Source organism: Micromonospora sp. NPDC003816 (assembly GCF_042874705.1).
GTDB lineage: Bacteria > Actinomycetota > Actinomycetes > Mycobacteriales > Micromonosporaceae > Micromonospora.
In genome coordinates this window covers 347,203-359,044 of the sequence record NZ_JBIANP010000006.1, presented here as the reverse complement: position 1 = coordinate 359,044, position 11,842 = coordinate 347,203, and the positions used below count along the sequence as shown (strand labels likewise).

Sequence of the window (11,842 nt, the reverse complement as noted above, 5' to 3'; positions counted from 1 at the left end):
CACCACTGATCACTTCATGAGTATTTCTCATGTGCGAATCGGAAATGTCATAACTTATCGGTGTGAGTAATCGACCCCTTGCCGCCGCAGGTCGACTCGTTCCTCTCCTCCGCGCCGGACTGATCGCCGGTGTCGTCGTCGCCGCCGTCGCGTACCCAGTGGTCGCCGTGACCGGCCTCGGCGCCAAGGCCACCGCGCACGCCGTGGAGAGCAAGACCCGCCTGCTGGCCACCGCCCTGCCCGCCGAGACCTCCTACCTGTACGCGCCCGACGGCAAGACCGTGCTGACCATGTTCTTCGAGGAGTACCGGCAGTACACCAAGCTGGCCGACATCTCCCCGCACATGCAGCAGGCGATCGTCGCCGCCGAGGACAACCGCTTCTACCAGCACCACGGCGTCGACCCGAAGGGCGTCGCCCGCGCCTTCGTGGCCAACGCCCGCTCCAGCGGCGTCTCCCAGGGCGCCTCCACGCTGACCATGCAGTACGTGCGGATGGCGCTGCGGGACAGCGCCACCACGCCCAAGGAGGTGCAGGAGGCCACCGCGCAGACGCCGATCCGCAAGGTCAAGGAGATGCGGATGGCGGTCGACCTGGAGAAGGAGCTGGGCAAGGAGGACATCCTGGAGCGCTACCTCAACTCGGCGTACTTCGGTCACCGCGCGTACGGCATCTACGCGGCCAGCGAGATCTTCTTCTCCAAGACGCCGAAGGAACTCACCCCGGTCGAGGCGGCCACCCTCGCCGGCCTGGTGAAGTCCCCGTCGCAGTACGACCCGGCCAGCTCCGACCAGAAGGACGCGACCACCCGGCGCAACTACGTGCTCGACAACATGACGCGGCTGGGTTACCTGTCGCCGGACTCCGCCGAGGCGGCCAAGGGCGAACCGATCCGGCTGCGGCTGACCTACCCGCCCAACGACTGCGCGGCGGTCCCGGAGAAGTGGAACAGCTGGGGCTTCCTCTGCGACTACCTCAAGAACTGGTGGAGCGCACAGCCCGCGTTCGGCAAGAACCGCCTGGAACGCCTGGACAAGCTGCGGCGGGGCGGCTACCGCATCGTGCTCAGCATGGACCCGAAGGTCCAGGCGGCGGCGGAGAAGAACGTCGGCACCGAGGGCAACACCGGCAGCCCGTTCGCCAACGGCATCGTGGTCTCCGAGCCCGGCACCGGGCGGGTCAAGGCGATGGCGGTGAACCGCACCTACTCGCTGGAGGTGAACGAGAACCCGCTCAGCTCGAACCCGGAGGCGGGCCCGAACGTACGGGCCAACTACCCGAACACGGTGGCCCCGCTGATGGGCGGCGGTGACCTGCCGGGCTACCAGGCCGGATCGACGTTCAAGATGTTCCCGATGCTGGCCGCGCTGGACGCCGGCATGACGCTGAACACCAGCTTCAACGCCCCGCACAGCTACCGCTCCGAGGTCTACGACGGCTGGCAGCCGTCGAACGCCAGCGGCGCGATGAGCGGTACGCAGACCATGTGGTCCGGCTTCGGCAAGTCGGTGAACACCTACTTCGTCTGGCTGGAGGAGCAGGTCGGGGCGGAGAAGGCCGTCCGGCTCGCCGAGCAGTTGGGGCTGCGCTGGCGTACCGACGTGGACCGCGACCACGCCTCACCGGCGAAGGCGAACAAGTGGGGCGCGTTCACGCTCGGCGTCTCCGACGCCACCCCGCTGGAGATGGCCAACGCGTACGCGGCGATCGCCGCCGACGGACGCTACTGCGAGGCGATCCCGGTGAACGCCATCTACAACCGGGACGGCACGCCCGCGATGTTCACCACCCCGGGCGGTATCCAACGCGAGATCGCCAAGCCGCGCTGCCGCCAGGTGGTCAACGCCGACGCGGCGCGGGCCGCGACCGACGCCGCCCGCTGCCCCACCGGGGACACCCCGGCCAGGGGAAGCTGCGGTGGCTGGTCGACCGCGGACAGCGTGCGCGGCACGGTGGGCCGCCCGGTGGCCGGCAAGACCGGCACCACGGACAGCACCCGGTCGGCCTGGTTCGTCGGCTACACCCCGGAACTGGCGGCGGCCAGCTTCATCTCCGACCCGGACAACCCGTTCAACGCGGTCGGCGACGGCCAGTCGCAGATCCCCATCGCGGCGGTCTCGAACACGCTCCGCGACGCCCTCAAGGGCACCCCGACGCGGGACTTCACACCCCCGTCGGACCGCATCGTCGGCTGACTCCCGACACGCGCCGGAGCGCCGCTCAGGCCGGTGCTCCGGCGGCCGGTTCGGCCGCCACCACACCGGCGGGCGTGATCGGGACACCCAGGTCGGGACCGGCCGGGATCGCGGCCGGCTCGGTCACCGCGGCGGCCACCAGACGCCCGGCGATCCGTGGGTACGCGGCCCAGTGCGGGACGAGCTGGGAGGCGTGCACGCCGCGCCAGACGAAGCCCTCCGGCGCGCCACCCGCCCAGCCCCACGCCGGACGGGGCCCGCCCCGGGGGGTGAGCACCGCGCGGTGCTCCTTGTGCCCGGTCACCACCTCGCCCCGGGTCGCCACCACACTGTCGCTCTGGGCGGTCGCCTCGCGGTACCCGACCACCAGACCGTCCCGGATGCTGCCGATCGCGTCGAGCACCCCGCACATCGGCAACCCGTCGAGTTCCCGGGCCAGCCAGAGCAGCCCGGCCCCCTCGGCGACGACCGGTCGACCGGTACGCGCCAACTCGGCCACCGCGATGCAGAGCCGCCGGTTGGCGGAGAGCTGCTCGGCGTACGACTCGGGCAGCGCGCCGCCGACCACCAACGCCCGGGTGCCGACCGGCAGCACCTCGTCGACGAAGGGATCGAGCGTGACCACGTCGGCACCGGCGGCCCGCAGCAGCTCGACCGTCTCGGCGTGGCTGAAGCTGCCGCCCGGCCCACCGGCCACCGCCACCACCGGCCGTCCGGCACCGGCCGGCACCGGCGGTGCGGCGGCCCCTTCCGGGTGCGGCGACCACGGCGACACCGCGAGTGCGGGGGCCGACCGGGCCAGCCCGAGCAGCCGTTCCAGGTCGACGGTGGCGGCGACCGCCTCACCGAGCCGGCGGACCGCCCGCGCGGCCTCGCCGCCGTTCTCCAGCACCGGCATCACCCCGTGCCGGCGGCTCGGCAGCACGGCCGGCAGGTCCTGGCGGCGCAGCGCGCCGTAGACCGGTATGCCGATGTCGTCGAGCGCCTCGCGCAGCAGCGTCTCGTGCCGGGCGGAGGCGACCCGGTTGAGGATCACGCCCCCGATCCAGAGCTGCTCGTCGTACGCCCGGAAGCCGTGCACCAGGGCGGCCACCGACTGGCCCATCGCGGCGACGTCGACCACCATCACCACCGGGCTGCGCAGGGCGGTGGCGACCGCTGCGGTCGACTCGGTCTCGCAGCGTCCGCTGAGGCTGTCGTAGAGGCCCATGCTGCCCTGCACCACGGCGAGCCCGGTGTCGGCGGCACCGTGCAGCAGCAGCGGCGCGAGCCGGTCGGTGCCCATCAGCCGAGGATCCAGGATGCGCCCGGGTCGCCCGGCGGCGAGCCCGAGGTAGGCGGCGTCGACCGGATCCGGGCCGATCTTGAATCCGGCCACGTCGAGACCGCGATCGGCGAGCGCGGCGAGGATGCCGATCGCCAACGCGTTCTTGCCGTGCCCCGACGAGGGGGCACTGAGCACCAGACGCGGCACGACGGTCATCATCGACTCCTCGCGAGCGGAGAGCGTGCCGACCGTCGGCGCGCCCCGTGCGCGTGACGATAACCCACGCCGGTCGCCCGTAGGCGCCGCCCGCCGTCCCGACCCACTTCGATGCGCCCGACCGGAGCGGACCGCCCCGGCACCGACACGCTCCGTCGTCGATCGGCCCTCTCCCGGCCGTCACGTCGACGGGCGGGGCGGCGCAGTGGCGACGGTCATACGGGTAGCCTCGTGGCGTGTACCGGTTCCTGCTGACGCCGCGCTGGCTGGGCATCCTCGCGCTGACCCTGGTCCTCGCCACGATCATGGTGATGCTCGGCAACTGGCAACTGGACCGCTACCACGGTCGGACGGCGGTCAACGAACGCATCGACGCCGGGTTGCGGATGGACCCGATGCCGCTGCGCGAGGCGGTGCCCGCGCCCACCGGCGGCGCTGGCAGCGTCGGCCCGGCACCGGCCGAGGACCGGACCTTCATCCGGGTGATCGCGACCGGCCGGTACGACACCGACAACGTGGTCCTCGTCCGGGGCCGGACGGTGGAGAGCAAGGTCGGCTTCGAGGTGCTCACCCCGCTGGTGCTGGCCGACGGCACCGCCGTCCTGGTGAACCGGGGCTGGATCCCACCGGCGCCCGGCGGCGCGATGGCCCAGCCCGAGGTGCCGGCGGCGCCGGCCGGTGAGGTGACCGTCGAGGGCCGGGTGCACGCCAGCGAGAGCGGCTCCGGCAACGTGGCCCGACGGGAGGGCCGGCTGGAGACCCGCCGGGTCGCCGTACCGCAGCTCGCCGCGCAGTTGCCGTACCCGGTGCACGGGGCGTACGTGCTGCTCGACGAGCAGACCCCGGCCGCCGACCCGGTCTTCCGGGCGGTGCCGGTGGGGCACGCCAACAACTGGCAGAACCTCGGGTATGTCGTGCAGTGGTGGATCTTCGCGGCGATGACGCTCTTCGGCTACGGCTGGATCGCCCGCCGGGAGGCCCGCCGGTTGGCCGGTGTGCCCGACGACGACCGCCCGCGCGACCGGGCCGCCGAACCGGCCCCGAGCAGCACCGCCCCGACCAGCACCGCCCCGACCAGCACCGCCGCGAGCAGCTCTGCCCCGACCAGCCCGGCCTGAGCCGGTCAGCCGCCCGCGCGGCCGGCGTGGATGGCGCGTACGGCGTCGATGGTGTCGGCCTCGGCGGCGGTCTTGTCGTCGCGGTAGCGGACCACCCGGGCGAACCGGAGCGCCACCCCGCCCGGATAGCGTGAGCTGGTCTGCACCCCGTCGAAGGCGATCTCCACGACCTGTTCGGGCCGGACCCGCACCACCCAGTCCCCGCGCTCCACGGCCAGCTCCAGGAACCGTTCGGTCTGCCACCGCAGAAGCTCGTCGGTGAGGCCCTTGAAGGTCTTGCCGAGCATCACGAATCCGCCGGTGGCCGGATCCCGCGCCCCGAGGTGCAGGTTCGACAGCCAGCCGCTGCGCCGACCACTGCCCCACTCGACGGCGAGCACCACCAGGTCGAGGGTGTGCCGGGGCTTCACCTTCACCCAGGCCGCACCGCGCCGACCCGCGTCGTAGGGCGCGTCGGGCGACTTCACCACGACGCCCTCCTGGCCGGCGTCGAGCGCGGCGGCGAATGCCGCGCCGGCCTGCTCCGGCCCGTCCACCTCGATCCGCCCGACCAGCACCGACGCGTCGACGGTGGCGGCGAGCGCGGCCCACCGCTCGCGACCGGGCAGGTCGATCAGATCCGCGCCGTCGAGGTGCAGCAGATCGAAGAAGTACGGCACGAGCACGGTCTCACCGGTCCGTGCGGCGGCGGCACGGACCGCCGGGGCGACGGATGCCCCGGTGGCCCGCCGGGCGGCGGCGCTCGACGTCTGCTGGAACGGCAACGGGCGGCCGGTGGCGTCCAGCCCGATCGCCTCCCCGTCGAGCACCAACTCGCGGGCGGGCAGGGCGCGGACGGCGGCGACCACCTCGGGCACCCGGCCGGTGATCTCGTCGAGGCTGCGGGTGAAGACGGCGATGTCCTCGCCGCTGCGGTGCACCTGGACGCGGATGCCGTCCAGCTTCACGTCGACCACGGCGGGTGTGCCGGTGGCGGCGAGCGCCTCGTCGACCGTGGCGGCGCTCTGCGCCAGCATCGGCGCCAGCGGTCGCCCGACCCGCAACCCGAACTCGGCCAACGCCGGGGCACCGCCGTCGAGTGCGGCCACCGCGACCGCCCGCAGGTCACCGGCGAGCAGCAGGGCCCGGCGTACCGCGCCGACCGGCACCTCGGCGGCCCGGGCGATCGCGTCGGCCAGCAGCCCGGCCTGGGCGCCCTGACGCAGTTCGCCGAGGAAGAGGCCGGTCAGGACGCGCTGCTCCTCGGCGGTGGCGGCGGTGTAGAGCGCGGCCACCAGGTCCCGGCGGCGGGCCTGCGAGCCCGCGCCGTGCACCGCCGCGATCTCGTCGATCGCCGCGTCGACCCCGGCCACGGTCAGCGTCGCCTCGGCAGCCGGTGGCGGCAGGTCGCGCAGCGCGGCCCAGCCGACGCCGGTCTGTCGCTGGCGCAGCTCGCCCGCGAGCCAACCGGCTCCCGCCGCCACCTCGTCCGGGTCGAGCCGGCGCAGGGCGTCGGCGAGCAGCTCGACCTTGGCCCGTCGGCCACTGACGGCACCGACGGCTGCGGAGGTGGCAGCCAGGTCGAGGAAACGCACGACCTCATCCTGCCAGCCACCCCCGACAACGGGTGTCACCTGCGCGGGAGCTGCTCCGGCGGGTCAGGCCGGGACCGGTTCCTCGACCCGCAGGCCGCGCGCGCGGACCTCCTCGGCGATACGGGACAACGACGCGTCCACGGCGACCAGGGCGGCGGACAGCTCGGCGAGCTGTTCCTTGAGCGTGGCCTCGGGCCACGCGGAGACGTCGACGTCTCCCAGAGCGCTGACGGCGGCCTCCAGCGGGGCCATCACCTCGTTCGTACGCATGTTCGAGAGGCTACAACAGTGACGCGTCCGACACGCCGGAAACCGCCACCATTCGCGCGACGTTCACCGAGTTGGGGCCGCGCCCGCCTCGGCCACCTTGGCCAGCAACAACGCCTCGGCGAGGCAGACCCGGGCGAACTCGCCCAGGTGCAGACTCTCGTTCGGCCCGTGGGCCCGCGCGTGCGGATCCTCCACACCGGTCACCAGGATCGCCGCCTGCGGGAACATCTCCTGGAAGGTGGCGATGAACGGGATCGACCCGCCGACGCCGATGTCCACCGGGTCGGTGCCGTCCCAGGCCGCGCGGAAGGCCGCGCGCGCCGCGTCGAAGACCGGGCCGGAGGCGTCGATGACGCACGGTGCGCCGTCGTGCTCGAAGGTGACGTCGACCTGCGCACCCCACGGCGCGTGCCGCTCCAGGTGGTCGCGCAGCGCGAGGTACGCCTGCTTCGGCTCGTCGCCCGGCGCCAGCCGGAGGCTCAGCTTGGCCTTGGCGGCCGGCACCAGCGCGTTCGGCGCCTCGGCGGTGGCCGGGGCGTCGATGCCGAGCACGGCCAGCGCGGGCCGGGTCCAGAGCCGGTCGGTGATCCGGCCGGAGCCGATCAGGCGTACGCCCTCGACGAGCCCCGCCTCGGCCCGGAACCGGTCCTCGGGGTAGTCGACGCTTGCCTCGTTCCGACCGACCAGCCCCTCCACCACCACGTTCCCGGCGTCGTCGTGCAGCGTGGCCAGCAAGCGGACCAGCGCGGTGAGCGCGTCCGGCACGGCTCCGCCGAACATCCCGCTGTGCACCGCGTGGTCCAGGGTGCGGACCTCGACGAAGCAGTTGACGACACCGCGCAGCGAGGTGGTCAGCGCCGGCACGCCGACGTCCCAGTTGGTCGAGTCGGCGATCACGATGACGTCCGAGGCGATCGCGTCCCGGTGGTCGGCGAGCAGCTGCTCCAACGAGTCGGAGCCGTACTCCTCCTCCCCCTCGACGAACAGCACCACGCCCACGGGCAGGCGGTCACCGAAGGCCCGCAACGCGGCGACGTGCGCCATGACGCCGGCCTTGTCGTCGGCGGCACCCCGGGCGTAGAGCCGGCCGTCCCGCTCGACCGGCTCGAACGGGTCGGACTCCCACAGCGCCCGGTCCCCGACCGGCTGCACGTCGTGGTGGGCGTAGAGCATGACGGTGGGCGCGCCGGGCGGGGCGGCCCTGCGGCCGATCACCGCGGGCTGGCCGCCGGCCCGCACGATCTCGACGTCGAGACCGCAGCCCCGCAGCAGCTCGGCCACCGCCTCGGCGGAGCGCTCCACGTGCGAGTGGTCGAATCCCTCGAAGGCGATGCCCGGGATACGGACGAGGCGTTCCAGGTCGGCCCGGACGCCGGGCAGTTCCCGGGTCAGGGCCTCCCGCAACTCGGACTCGGTCATGATCGGTGTGCTCATGACCGGCATGGTATGCCGCCCCCACCTGCGGTTCCCCGCCGAGCCAGATAGTAGTGACGGTCATCGTGCGGCAACCCGGGGTCACCGTCGACCACCAGGTCGGCCCGCCTCTGCGTGTCGTCGGCGGCGAAGTGCGCCTGCTCGGTGTCGTGCCACCGACGCAGCTCCGGCAGGATCCCCGGGCCGTCGCGCGCCACCGCCCGCGCCAGCCGCAACGGGTGCGGCGCGGTGACGAAGACGGCCAGCGTCAGGTCCGGCCCGGCGGCGGCCCGGGACGTGCTGACCCCCTCGACGATCAGCACCGCTTCCACCGGCACCGACACCGGCTCGGGTCGGAAACACCGGCGCACCCAGTCGTAGCACCGGTACGACCCGACCCGGCCGGACCGCACCGGCCGCAACACGTCCCGCTCCAGCCGCGTCCAGAAGGTGAGCTGGTCGTCCCACCCGTCGAGCAGGTCGTCGGTGTGCACCACCGGCGGCCGTACCGCCTGCGGCCCGATGCCGCCGAGGGCGTCGGCCAGGCGCGCGGCGAACAGCGTCTTGCCCGCCCCGCTCGGCCCGTCCACGGCCACCAACCGGGTACGCCCCAACCGGGCCGGTGCCGCCAGCACCCGCCCCGCCAGTCCGGCGTACGACTCGAAGACCGCCACCACGGACACCGACGTTACCGATCGGGTTGTCCCGCACCGCTTCGGACCGCCTGCCGAGAAGCCACACGGCATGATCGTGGCGTGTCCCATTCCGTGATGAGTCCCGGCGTCGAGGCGTTGCTGGAGCAGGCCCGCTCGGGCATGAACCGGCTGTCCCCACAGGAGACGGTGCAGGCCGCCGCCCGGGGTGCCCTGGTGATCGACACCCGCACCGAAGGGCAGCGGCGGGAGCAGGGCGACCTGCCCGGTGTCATCGTGATCGACCGGACCGTCCTGGAATGGCGGCTCGACCCGGCCAGCGACTGGCGGATCCCCGAGGCCACCACCTACGACATGGAGATCGTCGTGGTGTGTCGCCAGGGCTACAGCTCCAGCCTGGCGGCGGCCAGCCTGCGCGCGCTCGGCCTGCACAAGGCGACCGACATGATCGGCGGGGTGGAGGCGTGGCGCTCGGCCGGGATGGCCTTCTCCGACCAGCCCGCCGACGTCCGCTACTGATCGCCGACGTTCGTTCCTGACCGCCGGCATCGCGAGGCGCTGACGCCCGGCCGGTGACTAGCCGGGTACGCCGGGCGGGATGAAGGGCAGGTCGGCGGGGGGCCCGGACTCGACGAGCCGACGCAGGGCGGCGGTGTCGAGGTGTTCCTCGACGAGGTCGCCGAGCAGGTCGAGGGTGCGTTCGCGGGCGGCGGCGAAGGACGTGTCCGGGGCGACCCGGAAGCCGGTCCGACCGGCCAGGCGGGCGGCCCGGTCGAGGAACCAGCGGCGGAACTCGTCGGACTCGAAGGTGCCGTGCCAGTGCGTACCGTGCACGACTCCCCGCATCATGCCCTCACCGGCACCGTCGGCGTCCCGCAGCAGCGGCGTCGACTCCGGGTCGGTGGTCGACACGTACCCGTGGTGGATCTCGTAGCCCCGGACCGGAAGCTCCCCGGCGGCGGCGGTGCCGGCCGCCTGGCGGACGGTCTTGCGCGGGTCGAAGGTGATCTCGACGGGCAGCAGTCCGAGGCCGTCGACGCTTCCCCGGCGGCTCTCCACCGGGTCGTGGATGGCGCGGGCCAGCATCTGGAAGCCGCCACAGATGCCGAGTAGTGGTCGTCCGGCCGCGACGTGCGCGGTGATCGCGTCGGCGAGGCCGGTCTCACGCAGCCAGGCCAGGTCGGCGACGGTCGACTTGGAGCCGGGCAGAACGACCAGGTCGGCGGCGGCCAGTTCGGCCGGTTCGACGGTCAGCCGGACCCGCACGCCCGGCTCGGTGGCGAGCGCCTCCACGTCGGTGGCGTTGCTGATCCGGGGCAGCCGCACCACGGCCACGTCGAGCCATTCGGTGCCGCGCGGGGCGGCCGGGCGACCCAGCACCCGGCCGTAGGCGAGCGAGTCCTCGGCGTCCAGCCACAGGTCCAGCGCCCAGGGCAGGACGCCGTACGTCGGGCGGCCGGTGAGCTGCCGCAGCGATTCCAGCCCGGGGGCCAGCAGGCCGAGGTCGCCCCGGAACTTGTTGACCACGAACCCCGCGATCAGGGCCTGGTCGGCGGGTTCGAGCAGGGCCAGCGTGCCGAACATGGCGGCGAACACGCCGCCCCGATCGATGTCACCGACCACGATCGTCGGGAACCCGGCGTGCCGGGCCAGCCCCATGTTGACGTAGTCGCCGTCGCGCAGGTTGATCTCCGCCGGGCTGCCCGCCCCCTCGCAGACCACCACGTCGTACGTCGACCGCAACTCGGCCAGCGCCGCGTACGCGGTCTCGGACAACCGGGGACGCAGGGTCCGGAACGAACCGGCGGTCATCGTGTCGACCGCCTCGCCGAGCAGCACCACCTGACTGCTCAGGTCACTGCCCGGCTTGAGCAGCACCGGATTGAACCGCAGGTCCGGGGCGAGCCCGCAGGCCGCCGCCTGCATCGCCTGCGCCCGCCCGATCTCGCCGCCCCGGCCGTCCGGCCCGACGACCACGGCGGAGTTGTTCGACATGTTCTGTGCCTTGAAGGGTGCCACCCGGACGCCCTCGCGGTGCAGCCAGCGGCAGATGCCGGCGGTGAGCACGCTCTTGCCGGCGTCGGAGGTGGTCCCGGCGACCAGCAGGCCACCGCTCACCGTGTGCCTGTGAGGCGTCGGGCCACCGCGCCGACCAGCCGGCCGGCGGTCAGCGGGTACGCCGCCGCGAGGCCGAGCGCGGCCAGTCCGACCGCACCGGAGATCCGGGCGGCCCGAGGCAGGTGCCGTGCCTCGGGACGGGGACCGTCGCCGAGGAAGGGCCGCACCTCGGACCGGCCGAAGTAGACGTTGCGCCCACCGAGCCGGACGCCCAACGCACCGGCCATCGCCGCCTCGCACTGCCCGGCGTTGGGGCTGGGGTGGTCGTCGCGGTCCCGACGCCACACCCGCCAGGCCCGCTCCCGGTCGCCCTTGCCGGCCGGTGCCAGCGCGACGGTCAGCAGGCCGGTCAGCCGGGCCGGCGCCAGGTTCAGCAGGTCGTCGAGGCGGGCGGCCGGGGTGCCGAACCGGGCGTAGCGCGCGTTGCGGTGACCGACCATGGCGTCGAGGGTGTTCACCGCCCGGTAGCCGAGCAGGCCCGGCAGCCCGGCCACCGCACCCCAGAAGAGCGGGGCGACCACGGCGTCCGAGGTGTTCTCGGCCACCGACTCGACCGTGGCCCGGGCCAGCTCCGACTCGTCGAGGGTCGACGGGTCCCGACCACACAGGTGCCCGAGCCGTGCCCGGGCGGCCGGCAGGTCCCCGCCGCGCAGCGCCCGTCCCATGGTCCTCGCCTCGTGCCGCAGGCTCTGCCCGCCCAGCACCGCGAACGTGCCGGCGGCCACCAGCGCCGCACGGGCCAACGGCTGCCGCCGGGTCGCGTACGCGAGGGCGGCCCCGGCCAGCACCGGCCCGCCGACACAGAGCGCGGTGTGGGTGCCACCGGCCAGCCGGTCGGGCCGGTAGAGCCGACGTTCGAGGGCGGCGGCGGCCCGGCCGAAGCCGGCGACGGGATGGCCGCGACGTGGGTCACCGAAGTACGCGTCGAGCGCGTACCCGGCGACGAGTCCCGCCGCGTTCGCCACTGCGCCCGTATGCCGCACCCGCACCACCTCCGGCCGGCCAGCCTAGCCGAGCC

Annotated in this window: 8 protein-coding genes and 2 pseudogenes; 3 read left to right on the top strand and 7 right to left on the bottom strand. The window is 73.8% G+C overall.

Going from position 1 to position 11,842, the window contains the following annotated elements:
• The first annotated feature begins 62 nt into the window (after nt 1-62).
• Nucleotides 63-2,195 (top strand): transglycosylase domain-containing protein, encoded by a 2,133-nt coding sequence (locus ACFYTT_RS21735; RefSeq protein ID WP_387261578.1) that lies wholly within the window; start codon nt 63-65, stop codon nt 2,193-2,195.
• A 25-nt stretch (nt 2,196-2,220) separates the two neighbouring features.
• Here ACFYTT_RS21735 and ACFYTT_RS21730 read toward each other — a convergent pair whose 3' ends face one another.
• Nucleotides 2,221-3,678, bottom strand: coding sequence for a cobyrinate a,c-diamide synthase (locus tag ACFYTT_RS21730; RefSeq protein WP_176095052.1), 1,458 nt, complete (start codon nt 3,676-3,678; stop codon nt 2,221-2,223).
• A 236-nt stretch (nt 3,679-3,914) separates the two neighbouring features.
• Here ACFYTT_RS21730 and ACFYTT_RS21725 point away from each other — a divergent pair.
• Nucleotides 3,915-4,718: pseudogene (locus ACFYTT_RS21725) on the top strand (SURF1 family protein); the annotation flags it as partial.
• Between the two features lie 83 nt (nt 4,719-4,801).
• Here ACFYTT_RS21725 and ACFYTT_RS21720 read toward each other — a convergent pair.
• The 4 genes and pseudogenes from ACFYTT_RS21720 to ACFYTT_RS21705 form a co-directional block, all read right to left on the bottom strand.
• Nucleotides 4,802-6,370, bottom strand: coding sequence for an ATP-dependent DNA ligase (locus ACFYTT_RS21720; protein WP_387261575.1), 1,569 nt, complete (start codon nt 6,368-6,370; stop codon nt 4,802-4,804).
• Nucleotides 6,371-6,433: 63 nt separating this feature from the next.
• Complete coding sequence (locus tag ACFYTT_RS21715) at nt 6,434-6,640, bottom strand: hypothetical protein (RefSeq protein WP_131055226.1); 207 nt, start codon at nt 6,638-6,640, stop codon at nt 6,434-6,436.
• A 63-nt stretch (nt 6,641-6,703) separates the two neighbouring features.
• Nucleotides 6,704-8,059, bottom strand: coding sequence for a dipeptidase (locus ACFYTT_RS21710; RefSeq protein ID WP_357210954.1), 1,356 nt, complete (start codon nt 8,057-8,059; stop codon nt 6,704-6,706).
• A pseudogene (locus tag ACFYTT_RS21705) lies at nt 8,052-8,730 on the bottom strand (uridine kinase); the annotation flags it as partial. The gene ACFYTT_RS21710 and the pseudogene ACFYTT_RS21705, both read right to left, overlap by 8 nt.
• A 93-nt stretch (nt 8,731-8,823) precedes the next feature.
• Here ACFYTT_RS21705 and ACFYTT_RS21700 point away from each other — a divergent pair.
• A complete protein-coding gene (locus ACFYTT_RS21700) occupies nt 8,824-9,225 on the top strand; it encodes a rhodanese-like domain-containing protein (RefSeq protein ID WP_387261679.1) in 402 nt (133 codons plus the stop codon).
• A gap of 57 nt (nt 9,226-9,282) precedes the next feature.
• Here ACFYTT_RS21700 and ACFYTT_RS21695 read toward each other — a convergent pair whose 3' ends face one another.
• Both ACFYTT_RS21695 and ACFYTT_RS21690 read right to left on the bottom strand, forming a co-directional pair.
• Complete coding sequence (locus ACFYTT_RS21695) at nt 9,283-10,824, bottom strand: cobyric acid synthase (RefSeq protein WP_387261573.1); 1,542 nt, start codon at nt 10,822-10,824, stop codon at nt 9,283-9,285.
• Nucleotides 10,821-11,807, bottom strand: coding sequence for a cobalamin biosynthesis protein (locus tag ACFYTT_RS21690; RefSeq protein WP_176095056.1), 987 nt, complete (start codon nt 11,805-11,807; stop codon nt 10,821-10,823). Before ACFYTT_RS21690 ends, ACFYTT_RS21695 begins: the two co-directional genes overlap by 4 nt.
• Between the last annotated feature and the right edge of the window lie 35 nt (nt 11,808-11,842).